General features: G+C 64.2%; 18 protein-coding genes, 1 tRNA gene and 1 pseudogene. 14 read left to right on the top strand and 6 right to left on the bottom strand.

Features of this window, described 5'->3' with window-relative positions:
• Positions 1 to 2,163 (bottom strand): annotated as a pseudogene (gene glgB, locus NLI84_RS16665) (1,4-alpha-glucan branching protein GlgB); the annotation flags it as partial.
• Between the two features lie 194 nt (positions 2,164 to 2,357).
• Here glgB and NLI84_RS16670 point away from each other — a divergent pair.
• The 12 genes from NLI84_RS16670 to NLI84_RS16725 all read left to right on the top strand — a co-directional run bounded on the left by NLI84_RS16670 (position 2,358) and on the right by NLI84_RS16725 (position 12,362).
• Positions 2,358 to 3,989, top strand: a complete 1,632-nt coding sequence (locus tag NLI84_RS16670) for an alpha-amylase family glycosyl hydrolase (protein ID WP_255991857.1) — start codon at positions 2,358 to 2,360, stop codon at positions 3,987 to 3,989.
• A gap of 73 nt (positions 3,990 to 4,062) precedes the next feature.
• A complete protein-coding gene (gene cysE / locus NLI84_RS16675; RefSeq protein WP_255991859.1) occupies positions 4,063 to 4,815 on the top strand; it encodes a serine O-acetyltransferase in 753 nt (250 codons plus the stop codon).
• Between the two features lie 120 nt (positions 4,816 to 4,935).
• Positions 4,936 to 5,418, top strand: a complete 483-nt coding sequence (gene iscR / locus NLI84_RS16680; RefSeq protein WP_255991861.1) for a Fe-S cluster assembly transcriptional regulator IscR — start codon at positions 4,936 to 4,938, stop codon at positions 5,416 to 5,418.
• Between the two features lie 24 nt (positions 5,419 to 5,442).
• A complete protein-coding gene (locus tag NLI84_RS16685; RefSeq protein WP_255991863.1) occupies positions 5,443 to 6,651 on the top strand; it encodes an IscS subfamily cysteine desulfurase in 1,209 nt (402 codons plus the stop codon).
• 152 nt (positions 6,652 to 6,803) lie between these two features.
• Entirely contained in the window at positions 6,804 to 7,184 is a 381-nt protein-coding gene (iscU, locus tag NLI84_RS16690; RefSeq protein ID WP_255991865.1) for a Fe-S cluster assembly scaffold IscU, read from the top strand.
• Between the two features lie 78 nt (positions 7,185 to 7,262).
• Entirely contained in the window at positions 7,263 to 7,586 is a 324-nt protein-coding gene (gene iscA / locus NLI84_RS16695) for an iron-sulfur cluster assembly protein IscA (RefSeq protein WP_255991867.1), read from the top strand.
• A 54-nt stretch (positions 7,587 to 7,640) separates the two neighbouring features.
• On the top strand, positions 7,641 to 8,171 hold the full coding sequence (gene hscB / locus NLI84_RS16700) for a Fe-S protein assembly co-chaperone HscB (protein WP_255991869.1): 531 nt from the start codon (positions 7,641 to 7,643) through the stop codon (positions 8,169 to 8,171).
• 44 nt (positions 8,172 to 8,215) lie between these two features.
• Positions 8,216 to 10,069, top strand: a complete 1,854-nt coding sequence (hscA, locus tag NLI84_RS16705) for a Fe-S protein assembly chaperone HscA (RefSeq protein ID WP_255991871.1) — start codon at positions 8,216 to 8,218, stop codon at positions 10,067 to 10,069.
• A gap of 7 nt (positions 10,070 to 10,076) precedes the next feature.
• Positions 10,077 to 10,415, top strand: coding sequence for an ISC system 2Fe-2S type ferredoxin (gene fdx, locus NLI84_RS16710; RefSeq protein ID WP_255991872.1), 339 nt, complete (start codon positions 10,077 to 10,079; stop codon positions 10,413 to 10,415).
• A complete protein-coding gene (locus NLI84_RS16715) occupies positions 10,415 to 10,897 on the top strand; it encodes a YbaK/EbsC family protein (protein WP_255991874.1) in 483 nt (160 codons plus the stop codon). The genes fdx and NLI84_RS16715 overlap by 1 nt, the downstream gene beginning before the upstream one ends.
• Positions 10,894 to 11,088 carry a Fe-S cluster assembly protein IscX gene (gene iscX / locus NLI84_RS16720; protein ID WP_148716876.1) on the top strand — a complete coding sequence of 65 codons (195 nt, stop codon included), beginning with the start codon at positions 10,894 to 10,896 and terminating at the stop codon, positions 11,086 to 11,088. The genes NLI84_RS16715 and iscX overlap by 4 nt, the downstream gene beginning before the upstream one ends.
• Before the next feature lie 257 nt (positions 11,089 to 11,345).
• The gene (locus NLI84_RS16725; RefSeq protein ID WP_255991877.1) at positions 11,346 to 12,362 is read left to right on the top strand and encodes an HD-GYP domain-containing protein; all 1,017 of its coding nucleotides are present in this window, start codon (positions 11,346 to 11,348) and stop codon (positions 12,360 to 12,362) included.
• Positions 12,363 to 12,366: 4 nt separating this feature from the next.
• On the opposite strand, the gene NLI84_RS16730 is transcribed toward NLI84_RS16725, so the two are convergent.
• Positions 12,367 to 12,882 carry an EF-hand domain-containing protein gene (locus tag NLI84_RS16730; protein ID WP_255991879.1) on the bottom strand — a complete coding sequence of 172 codons (516 nt, stop codon included), beginning with the start codon at positions 12,880 to 12,882 and terminating at the stop codon, positions 12,367 to 12,369.
• Positions 12,883 to 12,984: 102 nt separating this feature from the next.
• Between NLI84_RS16730 and NLI84_RS16735 the strand changes: the two genes are divergently transcribed.
• Together NLI84_RS16735 and NLI84_RS16740 are read left to right on the top strand one after the other, a co-directional pair.
• On the top strand, positions 12,985 to 13,296 hold the full coding sequence (locus NLI84_RS16735) for a DUF2322 family protein (RefSeq protein ID WP_255991881.1): 312 nt from the start codon (positions 12,985 to 12,987) through the stop codon (positions 13,294 to 13,296).
• A gap of 56 nt (positions 13,297 to 13,352) precedes the next feature.
• Positions 13,353 to 13,428, top strand: a tRNA-Thr gene (locus tag NLI84_RS16740).
• 468 nt (positions 13,429 to 13,896) lie between these two features.
• On the opposite strand, the gene NLI84_RS16745 is transcribed toward NLI84_RS16740, so the two are convergent.
• The 4 genes from NLI84_RS16745 to NLI84_RS16760 all read right to left on the bottom strand — a co-directional run bounded on the left by NLI84_RS16745 (position 13,897) and on the right by NLI84_RS16760 (position 18,049).
• Positions 13,897 to 14,334 (bottom strand): PRC-barrel domain-containing protein, encoded by a 438-nt coding sequence (locus NLI84_RS16745; RefSeq protein WP_255991883.1) that lies wholly within the window; start codon positions 14,332 to 14,334, stop codon positions 13,897 to 13,899.
• Between the two features lie 78 nt (positions 14,335 to 14,412).
• The gene (locus tag NLI84_RS16750) at positions 14,413 to 14,619 is read right to left on the bottom strand and encodes a ChaB family protein (RefSeq protein WP_255991885.1); all 207 of its coding nucleotides are present in this window, start codon (positions 14,617 to 14,619) and stop codon (positions 14,413 to 14,415) included.
• Between the two features lie 524 nt (positions 14,620 to 15,143).
• Positions 15,144 to 16,748, bottom strand: coding sequence for a M30 family zinc metallopeptidase (locus tag NLI84_RS16755; protein ID WP_255991887.1), 1,605 nt, complete (start codon positions 16,746 to 16,748; stop codon positions 15,144 to 15,146).
• Between the two features lie 194 nt (positions 16,749 to 16,942).
• Complete coding sequence (locus NLI84_RS16760; protein ID WP_255991889.1) at positions 16,943 to 18,049, bottom strand: BamA/TamA family outer membrane protein; 1,107 nt, start codon at positions 18,047 to 18,049, stop codon at positions 16,943 to 16,945.
• Positions 18,050 to 18,071: the final 22 nt, after the last annotated feature.

Genomic DNA, 18,071 nt, shown 5'->3' on the forward strand with positions numbered 1-18,071 from the left:
TCAGCCTCGCCGCAGGTAAACGGTGGCCAGCGGCGGGATGGTCACCACGATGGAGTGTGGCTGGCCCTGCGCCGGCACCGGTTCGCTGTCGCAGGCCACGTTGCCGGTGTTGCTGCCGCCGTAATAGGTCGAATCGGTGTTGACGAGCTCGACATAGCGGCCGGGCTCAGGCACGCCCAGCCGGTAGCCGGGCCGCGGCACGGGGGTGAAGTTGCTGACGACGATGACCGCTTCGCTGTCGGGCGCGCGGCGCAGGAAGGCGAACACCGAATGTTCGTGATCGTCCACCACCAGCCACTGGAAGCCCGCTAGGTCGAAATCCTGCGCGTGCAGCGCGCGCTCGGTCTTGTAGTTGCGGTTCAGATCGCGAACCAGCGCGTGCACGCCGACGTGCCACGGCCCGCCCTGTGCCGGGTCGAGCAGGTGCCAGTCCAGGCTCGCATCGTGGTTCCACTCGCGGCCCTGGGCGAACTCGCCGCCCATGAACAAGAGCTTCTTGCCTGGATGCGCCCACATAAAGCCGTAGTAGGCGCGCAGGTTGGCGAACTGCTGCCAGCTATCACCCGGCATGCGCGACAGCAGCGAGCCCTTGCCGTGCACCACTTCGTCGTGTGACAGCGGCAGCACGAAGTTTTCGGTGTAGGCGTAGGCCATGCCGAACGTCATCTGGTTGTGGTGGTAGCGGCGATGCACCGGGTCTTTCTGCATATAGCCCAGCGTGTCGTGCATCCAGCCCATGTTCCACTTGTAGTGAAAGCCCAGGCCCCCCATCTCGGGCGGGCGGCTCACACCGGGGAAGGCGGTCGATTCCTCGGCCAGCGTGATCGCCTCGCCGCGCTCGACGCCGATCACCTGGTTGGCGCGGCGCAGGAAGGAGATCGCTTCCAGGTTCTCGCGCCCACCGTGCTCATTGGGGATCCACTCGCCTTCGCGGCGACTGTAGTCGCGGTACAGCATGGAGGCGACCGCGTCGACGCGCAGGCCGTCGATGCCGAAACGCTCGATCCAGTACAGCGCGTTGCCGATCAGGAAGTTGCGCACCTCGTTGCGGCCGAAGTTGTAGATCAGCGTGTTCCAGTCCTGATGAAAACCCTCGCGCGGATCGGCGTGTTCGAACAAATGGGAGCCGTCGAAGTAGGCGAGGCCGAACGGATCGGACGGGAAGTGGCCTGGCACCCAGTCGAGCAGCACGCCCAGGCCGGCGGCGTGCGCTTTCTCGATGAAATAGCGGAAATCAGCGGGCGAGCCGAAGCGGCTGGTCGGTGCATAGAGCCCCAGCGGCTGGTAGCCCCAGGAGCCGTCGAACGGATGCTCGCTGATCGGCAGCAGTTCGAGGTGCGTAAAACCGAGGTCGGCGGCATACGGCACCAGCGTATCGGCGAGTTCGCGATAGCTGAGCCAGCGATTGCCGTCCTCGGGAACGCGGCGCCACGAACCCAGATGGACCTCGTAGATCGAAATCGGTGCGTCGAAAGCATTAGCGCGGCGGCGGTTTTCGGAGGGCGCGATCCAGTCGGGCATGCCGGCGATCTTCGACGCCGTGCCGGGGCGCATTTCGCAGGCGAAGGCGTAGGGGTCAGCCTTCTGGTAGATCGCGCCGTGACGGTCGGCGATCTCGAACTTGTATTGCAGTTGCGGCGGCAAATTGGGAATGAAGATTTCCCATACGCCGCACGAGCGGTGCAGGCGCATGGTGTGGCGGCGACCATCCCACTGGTTAAAGTCACCCACGACGGAAACGCGTCGCGCATTGGGCGCCCATACGGCGAATGCAACGCCACCGATGCCTTCCAGCTCGCGCCAGTGCGCGCCAAGCCGCTCGTAGGGGCGCAGGTGCGTGCCCTCAGCCAGCAGCCACAGATCCTGTTCGCCCAAGGCCGGCGGAAAGCGGTAGGGGTCTTCGTGCTCGACTTCCTGTTCGCCCCAGGTGATGGCCAGGCGATAGGCGAAGCGTTGCTTGCGGCGCGGGATGGCACCTTCGAAGTATCCGCGCGAATCGGTCTGGGTCAGCTGCGCCAGACGCTTGCCGCTGGCGGCATCAACGACGGCCACTGCGCTGGCTCCGGGTTGCAGGCTGCGCACGACCAGGCGGCCTTCGTGTTCGTGCAGGCCGAGGATGGCAAACGGATCGGCATGATCGGCGCGGAACAGGGCGTCGACGGTAGGCTGGGGCAGGGTGTGGGACATCGGATAACCTGGGGCTACGACAGCTACGCTGCCTTATGTTGGATTTATAGACGGCCCTGCGTCAGCTCGGTTGCTGCATGGCAGCATCGATGCCACATTGTGCATAAGAAACTTCTTGCTGGGCAAACACGTGATGCTGACGTGTTGCTTCCATAGTTTGGAGAGAAATAATGACGAAGACGTGGTGGCGGGGCGCGGTGATCTATCAGATCTACCCGCGCAGTTTCATGGATGGCAATGACGACGGGATAGGTGATCTGCCGGGCATACTCAGCCGGCTCGACTACCTGGCCGCGCTCAATGTCGATGCACTGTGGATCTCGCCCTTCTTCAAATCGCCGATGAAGGATTTCGGCTACGACGTCGAGGATTACTGCGATGTCGATCCGCTGTTTGGCACGCTGGCCGACTTCGACGCGCTATTGAAGGCGGCGCACGCGCGAGGCTTGCGCATCATCATTGACCAGGTGTTGTCACACACCGCGGACAGCCATCCCTGGTTCGTGGAGTCGCGCTCCAGCCGCGACAATGCCAAGGCCGACTGGTATGTGTGGGCCGACGCCCAGGTCGATGGCACGCCGCCGACCAACTGGCTATCGGTGTTCGGCGGCAGCGCCTGGCAGTGGGATAGCCGGCGTCGCCAGTACTACCTGCACAACTTCCTGACCAGCCAGCCAGATCTCAATTTCCATTGCCTGGACGTGCAGCGCGCCATCCTCGCCAGCGTCGAGTTCTGGCTCAAACGCGGCGTCGATGGCTTTCGCTTCGACGCCTGCAACTACCACTTCCACGATCGCAAGCTGCGTGACAACAAGCCAGCATCACACGCCGATACCACGACGGTGACGGCGGTGAACCCTTATGGCATGCAGCGGCATCGCTATGACAAATCCCGGCCCGAGAATCTCAAGTTCCTGAGAAAGCTGCGCACGCTGCTCGACCGCTATGGCGCGGCCAGTGTCGGCGAGGTCGGCGACGACGATTCACTGGCGCGCATGGCCGAATACACCAGCGATGGTGACAAGCTGCACCAGGCCTATAGCTTCAACCTGCTCACCGAGGAGTTCAGTGCCGCGCATATCCGCAGCCAGGTCGAGCAGATGGAGGCCGCGCTGGCCCGCCACGCCGTGCCCGGCTGGGCCTGCTGGTCGATCGGCAATCACGACGTACCACGCGTGGCCAGCCGCTGGGGCAAGGGGACCAGTGACCCGCAATTTGCCAAGTTGATGCAGGTGCTGGCGACCACGCTGCGCGGCTCGGCCTGCCTCTACCAGGGCGACGAGCTGGGCCTGCCCGAGGCGGACATTCCCTACGAATTGCTGCAGGACCCGTACGGCAAGGCGTTCTGGCCCGATTTCAAGGGGCGCGATGGTTGCCGCACGCCCATGCCGTGGCTGCACGCCGCGCCGGCCGGGGGCTTCACCCAGGGCGCGCCGTGGTTGCCCGTGCCGGCGGAGCACTTGGCGCTGGCGGTCGATACCCAGGACAAGCCGCGGGCCTCGGTGCTGAACTTTACCCGGCGTTTTCTGGCCTGGCGGCGGCGCCACCCGGTGCTGATCGAGGGGGATATCCGCTTCCTGAAGGCGCCGGAACCGTTGCTGCTCTATACACGCGGCCATGGTCAGGCCAGCGTGCTGCTGGCGTTCAACCTCGGCGCAAGAGCGCAAACGCTGAAGTTGCCCAAGGCCTGGCGCGAGGTGCGCGCGCTCGACGGTCACGGCCTCACCGGCGGGGCGATCACGGCGGGAGAGCTGGTATTGCAACCCTGGGGTGGCTATATCGGGGCCAGGGCGCAGGTCTGACGATGGGAGCTTACGCGGCGGATGAAACTTGAGTAAAATACTCGACTTTCCTCCCTCCGATCCGAGTACCCCCATGCTCGACCGCCTGCGTGAAAACATCCGCGTGGTCTTCGACCGCGATCCCGCCGCCCGTACCGTGTGGGAAGTGGTGACCTGTTACCCGGGTTTTCACGCGCTGACGCTGCATATCGTCGCGCACGGGTTGTGGACGCGCGATTGCAAGTGGCTGGCGCGGCTGGTGTCGCATATCGGTCGCTTTCTCACCGGCATCGAGATCCATCCGGGCGCGCAGATCGGCCGCCGTGTGTTCATCGACCATGGCATGGGCATCGTCATCGGCGAAACAGCTGAGATCGGCGACGACTGCACGCTGTACCACGGTGTCACCCTCGGCGGCACCTCGTGGCAGCACGGCAAGCGCCACCCGACGCTGGGTGCCGGCGTCATCGTCGGCGCGGGCGCCAAGATCCTCGGCCCAGTCATCATTGGCGACGGCGCCAAGGTCGGCTCCAACGCCGTGGTGGTCAAGGCGGTGCCGCCCGGTGCCACCGCCATCGGTATTCCTGCACGGGTGATCGAGCCCGAGATGCAGCAGGCGCGCGAGGAAAAGGCCGAGCAGCTGGGCTTTTCCGCCTACGGTATTTCCAGCGACATGAACGACCCGGTGGTGAAGGCCATCCACGGCATGCTCGATCATTCGGTCACCACCGATCAGAAGATCGACGCCATCCTGAAAAAGCTCGAACTGCTGGGCGTCGATTGCGCCGAAGAGCGTGCCACGGCCGATCGTTTCGACCCCAACTATCTGAACAAGATCGTCGATTGAAGGCGCTGCGCCGCAACTAGAAGCCCGACCGAACGAGTCGGGTTTTTAGTTGACTAAAACAGTAGGTTATTGATACCATCCGATCGACCTTCCAACCGAACCGAGAGACCGGAAACCGCGATGCGCTTGACCACCAAGGGTCGTTTTGCCGTCACAGCGATGCTGGACCTTGCCCTGCGCCAGGCAGGTGGTCCCGTTACGTTGGCCGGCATCAGCGAGCGTCAGCACATCTCGCTCTCGTATCTGGAGCAGTTGTTCGGCAAGTTGCGGCGGCGCGAGCTGGTCGACAGCGTGCGCGGTCCTGGCGGCGGTTACTGTCTGGCGCGGCCGGCGAGTGAAATCACCGTCGCCGCCATCATCTGTGCGGTCGACGAGCCGCTCGATGCCACGCAATGTGGTGGCAAGGAAAACTGCCTCGACGACAAGCGCTGCATGACGCACGACCTCTGGGCCAGCCTCAATCGCACCATTTATGACTACCTGTCCGGCATCACGCTGGCGCGGTTGGTCGAAGAGCAGCACGAAAAGCAGCGTCGCAAGACCGAATGCGTGCTGATCGATCAACGCCACAAGGAATTGACGGGCGCGGCCCCCACGCTTTGACCGGCCGCCATACCTGGAGCTGAAATGAAAACCCCGATCTACCTCGACTATTCCGCGACCACCCCGGTCGATCCGCGCGTGGCGCAAGCGATGATTCCGTGGCTGACCGAACACTTCGGCAACCCGGCCAGTCGCTCGCACGCCTACGGCTGGGAGGCCGAAGGCGCGGTCGAGGATGCACGCGAGGAAGTCGCCAAGCTGTTGAACTGCGATCCGAAAGAGATCGTCTGGACGTCGGGCGCCACCGAATCGAACAACCTGGCCTTGAAGGGCGCCGCCCATTTCTACAAGGACAATGGCAAGCACCTGATCACGGTGAAGACCGAGCACAAGGCCGTGCTCGACACCATGCGCGAGCTGGAGCGTGAAGGTTTCGAGGTCACCTACCTCGGCGTGAAGGACGACGGCCTGATCGACTTTGCCGAGCTCGAAGCCGCCATCCGCCCGGATACCATTCTCGTCTCGGTGATGTTCGTGAACAACGAGATCGGCGTGATCCAGGACATCCCGGCCATCGGCGAGCTGTGCCGCAGCAAGGGCATCATTTTCCACGTCGATGCCGCGCAGGCGACCGGTAAGGTCGTGATCGACCTTGCCACGCTCAAGGTCGATCTGCTGAGCCTGTCGGCGCACAAGACCTACGGCCCCAAGGGCGTCGGCGCGCTGTACATCCGCCGCAAGCCACGCGTGCGGCTTGAAGCGCAGATGCACGGCGGTGGCCACGAGCGTGGTTTCCGTTCCGGTACGCTGGCTACCCACCAGATCGTCGGCATGGGCACTGCCTATAAGATCGCCCGCGAGGAAATGGGCACCGAGCTCGAGCGCATCCGCATGCTGCGCGACCGGCTGTGGGCCGGGGTCAGCGATATCGAGGAAGTGCACCTGAACGGCGACATGGAGCGCCGCGTGCCGCACAACCTCAACGTGAGCTTCAACTTCGTCGAGGGTGAGAGCCTGATCATGGCGTTGAAGGAGCTGGCGGTATCGAGCGGTTCGGCGTGTACTTCTGCCTCGCTGGAGCCCTCCTATGTGCTGCGTGCGCTGGGACGCAGCGATGAGCTGGCACACAGCTCGATCCGCTTCACCATCGGCCGCTTCACCACAGTCGAGGACATCGATTTCACCATCAAGCTGATCCACGACAAAATCGGCAAACTGCGCGAATTGTCGCCGCTCTGGGAAATGTACAAGGACGGCATCGATATCAGCACGATCGAGTGGGCGGCACACTGAATGAAACGGGAAGGGCGCTGGGGGCAGGGTAAAACCGCCACTTGGTCGCTTCCCAACATCGAAACAAGTTTTGGCGGCGGGAATTGAAGAGCCGGCAGAAGATACCCTTCTCCCATCCCTCTTCGACCTTCCCGCTCCGCAAGGAGCACACAATGGCATACAGCGAAAAGGTCCTCGACCACTATGAAAATCCGCGCAACGTCGGCTCGTTCGAGAAGGGCGACGACAGCGTGGGCACCGGCATGGTTGGCGCGCCGGCCTGTGGTGACGTGATGAAGCTGCAGATCAAGGTCGGCAACGATGGCGTGATCGAGGACGCCAAGTTCAAGACCTACGGCTGTGGTTCGGCCATCGCCTCCTCGTCGCTGATCACCGAATGGGTGAAGGGCAAGACGCTGGACGAGGCGATGTCGATCAAGAACACCCAGATCGCCGAAGAGCTGGCGCTACCGCCGGTGAAGATCCACTGCTCCATCCTCGCCGAAGACGCGATCAAGGCAGCAGTGGCGGACTACAAGAAGAAGCACCAGTAACACGGTGAGGCGCTGGGGCAGAGCAGGCGATACGCCACTTCTTCTACCTTGCACCTCTCATTCCGGAGAGTAACGACGATGGCACTGACTTTGAGCGAACGCGCCGCCAACCACGTATCCGGCTTCCTGGCCCGTCGCGGCAAGGGGCTAGGTGTGCGGCTAGGGGTGAAGACCTCGGGCTGCTCGGGCATGGCGTACAAGCTGGAGTTCGTCGACCAGGAAAGCCCGGATGATCTGGTGTTCGAGAGCTTTGGCGTCAAGATCTACACCGATGCCAAGAGCCTGCCCTACCTTGACGGCACCGAGCTTGATTACAGCAAGGAAGGCCTGAACGAAGGCTTCAAGTTCAACAACCCGAACGTGAAGAACGAGTGCGGCTGCGGCGAGAGCTTCGGTGTCTGAGGCCGGCAGGGTAGCCTGCTTGGCGCGACGCGTGCAGCTGGGCTCGATGCCGCGATGAGCTTCGATTTCTCCCGCTCCCATTTCGACCTGTTTGCCCAGCCCGAGCTGTTCCAGATCGACCGGGCCGCGCTCGATGCGCGTTACCGCGAGCTGCAGGCGCAATACCATCCCGATCGTTATGCCAGCGCTGCCGACATCGAGAAGCGGCTGGCGTTGCAGATCGCCACGCGCATCAACGAGGCCTACCAGACGCTGAAGTCGCCACTGGCGCGCGGGCGTTACCTGCTGCAGCTCTCTGGCGTGGAAACGCAGGAAGAGACCAATACGGCGATGCCGATGGACTTCCTGATGGGCCAGATGGAATGGCGCGAAGCGATCGCCGAGGCCAAGGCCAGCCAGAACGTCGAGGCGCTGGAGCGGCTGAATGTCGAGTTGCGTGGCGAGACCGATGCGCTGGAAGCCGAGCTCGGGGCCTTGCTGGATCGGGCGCAGTACGAGGACGCGGCCATTGCCGTGCGCAAGCTGCGCTTCATGGAAAAGCTCGACGCCGAAATCGGCAATGCCATCGAAGCCGCGCTGTTTTGATCCACCCCTGAATACCGGGCACAAGCCCGATCCCTGACGATCCCATGGCCTTACTGCAGATTTCCGAACCCGGCATGAGCGCCGCCCCGCACCAGCACCGGCTGGCGGTCGGCATCGATCTTGGGACCACCAATTCGCTGGTTGCCACGGTGCGCAGCGGCAGCGCGGTCTGCCTGCCCGACCAGCATGGCCGCACGCTGCTGCCGTCGGTGGTGCACTACAGCACCGCCAGGGTCGTCGTCGGCCACGAGGCGCAGGCGAAGCAGAACCAGGATCCGGCCAATACCGTGGTGTCGGTCAAGCGTTTCATGGGGCGGGGCCTCGCCGATGTGGCCGATGCCGCCACACCGTACCGTTTTGTCGACGAACCCGGCATGCTCAAACTCGTGACTGCTGGTGGCGTGAAGAGCCCGGTGCAGGTTTCGGCCGACATCCTGCGCGCGCTGAAGGCACGGGCCGAGGAAAGCCTGGGCGGCGAGCTCGCCGGTGCCGTCATCACCGTGCCGGCGTATTTCGACGACGCACAGCGCCAGGCCACCAAGGATGCGGCGCAGCTTGCCGGTCTCAACGTGCTGCGCCTCTTGAACGAGCCCACGGCTGCTGCGATTGCCTACGGCCTCGATAACGCGGCCGAAGGCACCTACGTCATCTACGATCTTGGCGGCGGCACCTTCGACGTATCGATACTCGAACTCACGCGTGGCGTGTTCGAAGTGCGCGCCACCAGCGGCGATTCGCAGCTGGGCGGCGACGATTTCGATCACCGGGTCTATTGCTGGCTGCTGGAGCAGGCCGGGTTGTCGCAGCTGAACGAGCACGATGTGCGCCTGTTGCTGACCCGTGCCCGCGAAGCCAAGGAAGCGCTGACCGAACACGATCTGACCCGTATCACCGCCAAGTTGTCGAACGAGGTGGTGATCGATCTGGAACTGTCGTCCGCCACCTTCCAGGCCATTACCGCCCACCTGGTGCAAAAGACCATCAACCCGGTGCGCCGGGCGCTGCGCGACGCGCGGCTCACCGTTGCCGACATCAAGGGCGTGGTGCTGGTCGGTGGCGCCACCCGCATGCCGCATGTGCACCGCGCCGTCGGCGAACTGTTTGGCCAGCCGCCGCTGACCAATCTCGATCCGGACAAGGTGGTGGCGCTGGGCGCCGCGATGCAGGCCGACGTGCTGGCCGGCAACAAGGGCGACGACGACTGGCTGCTGCTCGATGTGATCCCGTTGTCGCTGGGGCTGGAAACCATGGGTGGCCTCGTCGAGAAGATCATTCCGCGCAACAGCACCATCCCGACTGCGCGGGCGCAGGATTTCACCACATTCAAGGACGGCCAGACCGCGCTGGCGGTGCATGTGCTGCAGGGCGAGCGCGAGCTCGTCACCGACTGCCGCTCGCTGGCGCGCTTCGAGCTGCGCGGCATTCCGCCGATGGTGGCGGGCGCCGCGCGCATCCGGGTCAGCTTCCAGGTCGATGCCGATGGTCTGCTGTCGGTGTCGGCGCGTGAACAGAGCACCGGCATCGCGGCCAGCATCGCCGTGAAACCGAGCTATGGCCTCGGGGATGACGAGATCGCGCGCATGCTGCAGGATTCGCTACGTCACGCCGGTGACGACATGGAAGCGCGCAAGCTCGCCGAGGCGCGGGTGGAAGCCGAAGCGCTGATCGACGCGAGCCAAGCCGCGCTTGCCAGCGACGGCGATCTGCTCGATGCCGCCGAGCGTGGCGCGATCGACGACCAGATCGAGCGCTTGCTCGCCGCCATGGCCGGCCACGACGCCGACGTGCTGCGCGAGCTGACCGAGGCGCTGAACCATGCCACCCAGGAATTTGCCGCAAGGCGCATGGATCGCGCGGTGAAGCGCGGCCTTGCCGGCCAGAAAATTGAAGAGCTGTGAGACCCTCATGACCCAGATCATCGTCCTGCCGCATGCCGACCTGTGCCCCGAGGGCGCGGTGCTCGACGTGGAACCGGGCATCACCATCTGCGATGCGCTGCTCGAGCACGACATCGAAATCGAGCATGCCTGTGAGAAATCCTGTGCCTGCACCACCTGCCACGTGATCGTGCGTGAGGGCTTTTCCAGCCTGAACGAGGCTGAGGAGGCCGAGGAAGACCTGCTCGACAAGGCCTGGGGCCTGACCTCCGTGTCGCGCCTGTCGTGCCAGGCTGTGGTGGCGGAAACCGACCTGACGGTCGAGCTGCCCAAGTACACCATCAACCACGCGCGCGAGCATCACTGATGAGCGAAAGCCAGGCCAGGGTGACCTCGGCGCTGGCTGCGGCCGGCGTATCGACGGAGATCCGCAGTTTCGCCGAATCGACGCGTACGTCCCAGGAAGCGGCCGATGCGATTGGTTGCACGGTGGCGCAGATCGCCAAGTCGGTGATCCTCAGGGCCAAGGCGAGCGAGCGCCACGTGCTGGTGGTGACCAGCGGCGCCAATCGCGTCTGCGAGAAAACCGTGGCGCAACTGGTCGGTGAGAAGATAGGCCGCGCCGACGCCGACTTCGTACGTAGCCACACCGGCTTCGTGATTGGTGGCGTCGCACCGCTCGCGCATGCCGAGCCGCCGATCACGCTGATCGACGAAGACCTGCTGCAGCACGCCGAAGTCTGGGCCGCTGCAGGAACCCCCAATAGCGTGTTTCGCGTGAGCCCGCAGCAACTGGTCGCGTTGACGGCCGGTCAGGTCGCACGTGTCAGAGAGGAGAATCAGGCATGAAATGGACCGACAGCCGCGAGATCGCGATTGCGCTCGCCGATACCCATCCCGATATCGATCCGCTCAAGGTGAATTTCGTCGATCTGCGCAACTGGGTGATGGCCTTGCCCGGTTTTGACGACGATCCCAAGCACTGTGGCGAGAAAATCCTGGAAGCGATCCAGATGACCTGGATCGACGAGGCCGATTAAGTTCGGGCACACCTTCTGGCGACGTCGCGCGCACCGGCCGTATGCCTTCACTGTGTGCGGCCGACGGGAGTCTGATTATATCGCCTTTCAGGGCGACCGAAGGGGGGCCGGTTCATCGCTCTTCAGGACGCATCGCGTCAGCCAGAGCCGGCGCGCTGCATTTGTTAGCGGCGCTAACGCTGGGCTTGCGCGGCAGACCGCCGGGTTTGCGGCAATTGACCACATGCTGACGTCTGGTGCATAACGACGTCATCTTCATGCCAGCCTTCGCGACCGAGATGGACGTCAGTACCGCACAATCCCGCACCGTCGAGCAGCCAGGGCCCACTGCAGGCCAACTGGTCCGCCAGGCCCGTATGGGATTGGCAGCGGCTCTCGTGGCCGCGCTCGATGAGTCGGCCAGCGAAATCAGATTCGTGTTCCGTATTGCCCGGGTGGTCGAGGCCATACAGGCCGCTTGCGATCGTCATCCCGATTTGGTGATCGGCATGATCCTGCTGTGCCAGGAAGAGCCCTACGGCGTGCGCCATGCCGCCGATGTGGCGGTGGTGATCGAGTTGGCGCTACGCCGATTGGGCCATAGCGCCGCAGATCGCCGCTCCGTCGTTGCCGCCGCGCTGACGATGAACCTGGGCATGCTCACGGTGCAGGATCAGTTGGCCAAGCAGGATGTGCCGCCCACGCCCGAGCAACGCCAGCAGATCCAGCAACACCCACAATACGGCCGCGACATGCTGCGCGCGCTCGGCGTCGCCGATGTGCTCTGGCTCGATTGCGTGCTGCAGCATCACGAGGCGCCCGACGGCAGCGGTTATCCGCACAAGCTGTCTGGTCCCGCGATTCGGTTCGAGGCGCGCTTGATCGGTTTGGCCGATCGCTATTGCGCGCTGCTCACGCAAAGTGCCTGGCGCGATGCGCAGCGTCCCGATATCGCGCTGCAGCAGACGCTGTCGGGCGATATCGACAGCAAGCTGGGGCGGTTGCTGACGCAGACGCTGGGCATCTATCCACCAGGCTCGGTGGTGCAGTTGCTCAACGGCGAGATCGGCGTGGTCAAGCGACCAGGCCTGCTGGAAAGCACGCCGCTGGTGATGGCGCTGTTCGACGCGCAGGGGCGCACATTGGCCCTGCGTTCAGAGCGCGACACCCGTCTCGAGGAACACACGGTGACCGGTGTGCTCGACGCCTACAAGGTGGCGCAGTTCTTCCGCATGACCGAGGTTTGGCAGGAAGAGGCCGCTGGCGCTCAGCTCGGCGGCCCCTCGTCGTCGTAGGCAATCAGGTGGCGGGGCGGCCCTGACGCTTGGCCTTGAACTCGTCGACGGTGACGACGCCGTTCTTGTCGGCATCGAGCGCATCGAAGCGGGTTTCGGCCTGTCGAACGAAATCGACGCGACTCACGTCACCTTGCGGCCATGGGCCCATCTTGCCGCCGTGATGCCGGCCGTGATGCTTGTGCATCGCCGCCTGGCGCTCGGCCGTCGTCAAAGTGCCGTTCTGGTCCGCATCCAGCTTTTGGAAACGTGCCCTGGCGGCATCCAGATATTGCGCCTCGGTCTGGTCTGGCAGCGCCTTGTGGTTTGCGCGGCGGGCCTCCCAGCCGTTTTTACGCTCGGCTTCGGTCACGATGCCGTTCTTGTCGGCATCGAGCGCATCGAAGCGCTCTTCGGCGTGACGCACGAAATCGGCGCGATTCATCTCTTTCGGCACGGCCGGCTTCCAGCTACCATCGGCCGCCCAGACTGCGCCCGCCGCGCAGCTCGCGGCCAGCAGGGTGATCGTCCAGCGTTTCATGGTGTTACTCCTTGGTGGGGGGCGTGAATTGCCCGGGCCCGACATCAACGCCGAGCTGAGGCGGGCGGTTGACACCTATTTCTTCACTGCACGAGGTTTGCCATGACTTTCGCCGAAACCCTGGCCACGTTGCCGACCATAGACCATCTCGCCGCGCTGGAACTGCTCGAAGGCGAGACCATCATTGCCCGCATCGAGAACAAGCCCGGCCAGGCGGGTAGCGTGCGGCTGTACCACGCGCTCTACCAGGAGTTCGGCGCCATCGACGCTGTCGCCGCCGACCGTGGCCTGGTGTTGTACCGCGAACATACGGCCGATGCGATCGCGTACCCGGGCAAGCACCCGAACATCGATCGCCTCACCGACATCAAGGCCGCCGGCAAGGCTTACGCCGTGCGCCTGATCGCCGCCTAAGGCCTTATCGACGGCAGTTGTCGCGCGGCGACGGCTCACGTAGAATGCGGCGCTTCGCCGGTGTAGCTCAGTTGGTAGAGCACCTGACTTGTAATCAGGGGGTCGCGAGTTCGATTCCTGCCGCCGGCACCAAACAAAAACGCGGGCTCCATCTGGAGCCCGCGTTTTTTTGTCCCGTTAATGGCCGCCAGGCCGAAACAGATCAGCGGGCCGACGTGCGAGTCGGTTCCTGCAGCGATTGCAGTAAGTCCAACTCCTCAGCCTGCCCCGCGCCCTGGGGGGCGCTTGGCACTCCACTAGGGTGACTTCCAGATAACAAACTTGGCGGCAGATCGACAGAGGCCTACGCACCCCAGGGCCGCTCACGGCAATGCTATCCGAAGGCTGCTTTTCTACGATTGTGGGATAAGCGCGCAATTGCACGCAGCAGGGGCGTGTTCTACACAGATAGGGCTGCTGCTTGCAGCATGGATCCAAGCTGACCTGGAGGTAGGAAATAAGCTGGCGGGGGCCGTTGCGAGGTGTACTGCGGGCCTGTGATTGGCCAGCACTAACCCCCGATGCGGGTCTCGCACCGGGGGCGGCTACAGGCCAGTTGGGTTAGTGCCAGTACGGCTCGGTGCCGTAATAGCGATGGACCTCATCGGCCCAGCTCAGGTCGGCCATGCTTGGCCAGTGATCCTTGTCAAAGCCCGGGGCATTCTTGAGGCGATCTTCGCTCACGTTCAGCACGAACTGCTTTTCGTCGGTATCGAGCGTCAATGCCTGCCAGGGAATGGCGAACAGCTTGTTGCCCACACCGAGGAAGCCGCCGAACGAGAGCACGGCATAGGCGATGCGGCCGCGCTGCACGTCGAGCATGATGCCCTTGATGTGGCCAAGATCGTCGCCTTCCGCATTCACCACGTCGTTGCCTTCCAGGCTGTCGGCCAGCATCAGATAGGGGCCGGGGCCGCTGGCCTCATCGAACGTGTCGGTCGAGCCGATGATGCGGGCGCCGCCTTGCTGCTGGCTGGATGGATTGGGGGTGGTTTGCATGATGAGTACTCCTTTTGAGATGCGAGGGTCAACGCGATGATGCCGGGTCGGCCCGGTCTGATTGTCGAGCGTGGGGACTCAGTGCTTGGCTTGCCAGTCACCACTGTCTTCGTCTTTTTCGTACTTGTTTTTCACGGCGGCCCAGGCGACGCGGTGAGCGCGCGCTTCGTCGTGCTCGTAGTCATCCCAGGCGCTGTTGAACGCGGCCCGGTAGATTTCCTGCGCGTGCCTGGGCAAGTGATCTCGCACGCTGTCGGGCAGGTCCTTGAGCGATGAGTAGGGCATGGGCGTTCTCCGGCTGGCTGGCTGCGTTGCCGTTTGCAATGCATCGGCAATGCAGGGATGGCTCATCATCGGACAAGCTGGCATGGCGGGGCATCGGCCTATGGCCGAAGTGGGCGTCGGTCTGCTCCTACGCTCGCCGCCCGGCCGGTGCTTCGTGAGCAGCAGGCCGGGCCGGATTGAGGATGCGGGTGTTTGCCGCTTTCGTTTCAGGCCCGATTCCGCTGAATCGGAAAGCGATGATGGGCCCTTTCAGAATGATCTGATGGCCCCATCTGCCGACCGAATGGGAAAGTAAGCCTGCCAGCCGCTGCATCCCGCTACACCTTATCCTCGCTGGGGTAGGGAGCGGCGCTGGCGGGAGTCGAGCGACTCTCTTGCCTGGCCCCGGCGCATGCCGGGGTTTTTTCTTGTCTGCGCCCTATGAAACCGTTGCAACGGGCAGAGCGTCTGTCCTGGCACATTGCCATGCCGTGCCAATGCGGCAGGAGCGCCGGCGGTGCTCGCGGCGCGGGTTGCCTTGGCGGCTAGCGCACCACCACCGTCAGCCTGGCTCCTGGCGGCAGCATCACCACTTCGTTATGCGTAGCGGAGAGAGTACGACGTTGCCAGAGTAGCGCGCCGTAGGGCGCCAGCGTGGCGGGCGGCGTCGTTGTCAGCCGGGGGGCGCCCAGTTGTGACACGGCAATGGCGGGCAGCGCGTAACCCGCGTCGTCCCTTGCGGGTAACCCCATTCCGGCAGGGCTATCGGCCGGCAGGTCGGCGACGGAGAGCGGCCACTGACGCAAGGCGGTGTCGAGCGATCCGCCGTGCGCTTGCAACTGCGCATCCAGCAGGGCGACGTCGTTGCCCACTTGCGCGCTGGCAAGCAGGTCGCGGTAGAACGCGACCCCATAGTGGCGCAGCAGATAGGCGCCCAGGCTGCCGCCGACGCTGTAGCTGTTGCAGGCGCTGCCCGCTGTGGCGTCATAGCGGGTGAAATCGCAGTTGAACGCACCCGTCGTCAGCCAGTCGCGCACGCGGATATCACGTACCGCATTGAAGCCGGGCGTCAACCGCGCCGCCAGCAGATCCTCGGCCATCATCGCGCTCATTTCCTCCAGCCAGGTCTCGAAGGTGGCGCTACCGTCGCCGCCTGCCTGGTAGCGCTGCACGCCGCGCCGATGGAAATTGGCGGCGTGGCTGAGCTCGTGCGCGAGCGTGCTGAGCATGGTATCGAGCGCACCGGTTCCGCCGAGGTAGAGCGTTTCGGTGTCGAGGAACACGGCGAGCGCTTCATTGCTGCGGGCATGGGCGGATCGGGTCAGGGCGTTGCGCGACCAGAAGTAGCCCAACAGGCCCCAGGGCCGGGCGTTGTGGTCGAAGTTGAGCAGGACCACGTCGAGCGGCTGGTTGGCCAGGATCAGGCCGCTGACGGCATGCCCACCCCAGATGGGACCGGCAAGGCCGGTGACAAGCTCGTAGGCGCTATCGGCCTGACCCGCCACGCGCAGCGCCAGCCGGTCGAGCAGGGTCGGGTTCATCTGGGCCGGACCGGTTTCGGAGTTCTCCAGCCACAGGTTCACGGTGCGGCCGTCTTGAGCCTCTATCTGTCGCACCAGCGTGGCAACGCGTTCGCTTTCATCCTCGTGTATCCAGCTACGGCTGCTGCCAATTTGCGCCGGTACGGCCTGCGCAGTGCGCGAAGCACGCAGGGCTACGGCATTCATATAGGGCAGAAACCCGTTGTGGTTGAAGCGGGCGATATGGCCGGAATCGGCATCCGTATCGGGCAGTCGGCTGGCCACTATCGCCTGCGCCGTGAGCGCCATCGGCGCGGCACCGGGGTTGCTCAGCGCCAGCGTGGCGGTACGCCCCCCCACGTTGCTCAGTTGCACATTGATCGTGCGCGGCGCCGTATCGGCGTTGTCATAGCGCCAGCTGGCGACGCCGTGCCCGGCGTAAACGCCGCCGGGCAGCGCGCCGCAGGCGCTGCCGCTGCAATCGACTTGGGCCTCGGCCGGGAGGGGTTCTGTTGGTGGCGTCGGGGATGCCGCGGAAGGGGGGGAGTCGCCACCGCCGCCACCGCCACCACAGGCGGCAAGCAGGCAGAGAAGCGTGGCGCTTAGGCCGCGCCGGGTAAGCACGTTCATGGATTTCCTTGGCCGTGCATGGGCACGGAAACAGGGTCATCCTCGCTGGGGGGATTGCGCCGAATCAACAACGCCGCGGAAACGGACGTGCTGGCGGGCAATATCAGATTCCTCTGATGGGAATTCAGGGAGCGAACTGTAAGCGCAACGGCCAATCCGGGCAAACGGCAGCCGACGAATGCGCACCTACCCCCTCAGCGCCAGGCGCTGCCGATCTGAAAGTAGAAGGCCTGATCGTCCTCGCTCCTGGCGAAATCCATGCCCACAGCCACACCGAGCTTGCGGGCGACGAGATAGCGGAAACCGAGACCGGCCCCCCAGGCATCATCGGCCTCGTCGAAGTCCTTCCAGCGCCCCCAAGCCCGGCCGACCCCGCCGAAGGCCAGCAGCGACCAGCGTGGGGCAAAGGTCCAGCGGCCTTCCATTTCACCGGTCAGCGTGTACTGGTCCTGGTAGCGGCCCTTGGAAAGACCGCGTAGCGAGACGAAGGGCTGGGCGTAGAACGGCACCTCGCCCTCGGTGGCGCGGCCGTCGATGCGCAGCGCCAGATTCCATTGCTGGGCGAGCGGAAGCCAGGTGTAGGCGCGCGCGGCGTAGGTTTCGAACTCTTGCGAGCTGCCGAGCCAGTCCCGGGCGATCTGGGCCTCGATTTCGGCATAGCTGCCCCGCCCCGGGTAGAACATATTGTCGCGGCTGTCATAGTCGATGACGAGGCCGGCCTTGCCGATCTGGCGATCGGTATCGAGGGCGCCAAGCTCGGTAGCGATCTCGCCGGTGAAGCGGGTTTCGGCGTCCAGATAGGTATAGCGCGGGCCGACGAACCAGCGGCTGTCACCTATCCGTATCAAGAGCTGCTGCACCAGCAAGGTGCCGTCGAGCTCGTACGAGCGCGGCCGGTCGGAGACGCCGTAGTAGTCGGTATCCAGGTTGATCTTGGCGACGGCACCCAGATAGCGATAGCGATCCCCACCCCAGGTGTGAAAGTGGAACAGGCCCGCGCCCCAGGTGCCGTTGTCGGTCATCGCGCCCCCGACGCCGGTGATATTGGGGGGCTGCATGATGCCGGTTTCCTTGGCGCGCTCGCCCGCTTCGGCCATCGATTCGGAGAAGAACAGCAACATGGCGCCGCCGCCATAGCCAATGGCAGGCTCGGTGATCACGGTGGGCACAGGCAAAAAACCCCGGTGATTGAGCAGATAGTCGCTCATGTCGAAGGCGCCGTCCTCGCTGTCGCGGAACGATACCTCTGCCTGTGCCAACGATGCGGCGGCAATCAGCAGCGTGGGCAAAATACGATGCAAGCTTGAACGAATGCGCATAGTG

It is taken from the genome of Chitinolyticbacter albus, assembly GCF_024437655.1.
Lineage (GTDB): Bacteria > Pseudomonadota > Gammaproteobacteria > Burkholderiales > Chitinibacteraceae > Chitinolyticbacter > Chitinolyticbacter albus.

Coding starts and splice junctions, on each gene's coding strand:
- iscR (WP_255991861.1), top strand. CDS start 4,936: ATGCGCTTGACCACCAAGGGTCGTTTTGCCGTCACAGCGATGCTGGAC.
- NLI84_RS16685 (WP_255991863.1), top strand. CDS start 5,443: ATGAAAACCCCGATCTACCTCGACTATTCCGCGACCACCCCGGTCGAT.
- NLI84_RS16745 (WP_255991883.1), bottom strand. CDS start 14,334: ATGCAAACCACCCCCAATCCATCCAGCCAGCAGCAAGGCGGCGCCCGC.
- iscU (WP_255991865.1), top strand. CDS start 6,804: ATGGCATACAGCGAAAAGGTCCTCGACCACTATGAAAATCCGCGCAAC.
- NLI84_RS16725 (WP_255991877.1), top strand. CDS start 11,346: ATGCCAGCCTTCGCGACCGAGATGGACGTCAGTACCGCACAATCCCGC.
- iscA (WP_255991867.1), top strand. CDS start 7,263: ATGGCACTGACTTTGAGCGAACGCGCCGCCAACCACGTATCCGGCTTC.
- NLI84_RS16755 (WP_255991887.1), bottom strand. CDS start 16,748: ATGAACGTGCTTACCCGGCGCGGCCTAAGCGCCACGCTTCTCTGCCTG.
- NLI84_RS16750 (WP_255991885.1), bottom strand. CDS start 14,619: ATGCCCTACTCATCGCTCAAGGACCTGCCCGACAGCGTGCGAGATCAC.
- hscB (WP_255991869.1), top strand. CDS start 7,641: ATGAGCTTCGATTTCTCCCGCTCCCATTTCGACCTGTTTGCCCAGCCC.
- NLI84_RS16730 (WP_255991879.1), bottom strand. CDS start 12,882: ATGAAACGCTGGACGATCACCCTGCTGGCCGCGAGCTGCGCGGCGGGC.
- NLI84_RS16735 (WP_255991881.1), top strand. CDS start 12,985: ATGACTTTCGCCGAAACCCTGGCCACGTTGCCGACCATAGACCATCTC.
- iscX (WP_148716876.1), top strand. CDS start 10,894: ATGAAATGGACCGACAGCCGCGAGATCGCGATTGCGCTCGCCGATACC.
- cysE (WP_255991859.1), top strand. CDS start 4,063: ATGCTCGACCGCCTGCGTGAAAACATCCGCGTGGTCTTCGACCGCGAT.
- fdx (WP_255991872.1), top strand. CDS start 10,077: ATGACCCAGATCATCGTCCTGCCGCATGCCGACCTGTGCCCCGAGGGC.
- hscA (WP_255991871.1), top strand. CDS start 8,216: ATGGCCTTACTGCAGATTTCCGAACCCGGCATGAGCGCCGCCCCGCAC.
- NLI84_RS16715 (WP_255991874.1), top strand. CDS start 10,415: ATGAGCGAAAGCCAGGCCAGGGTGACCTCGGCGCTGGCTGCGGCCGGC.
- NLI84_RS16670 (WP_255991857.1), top strand. CDS start 2,358: ATGACGAAGACGTGGTGGCGGGGCGCGGTGATCTATCAGATCTACCCG.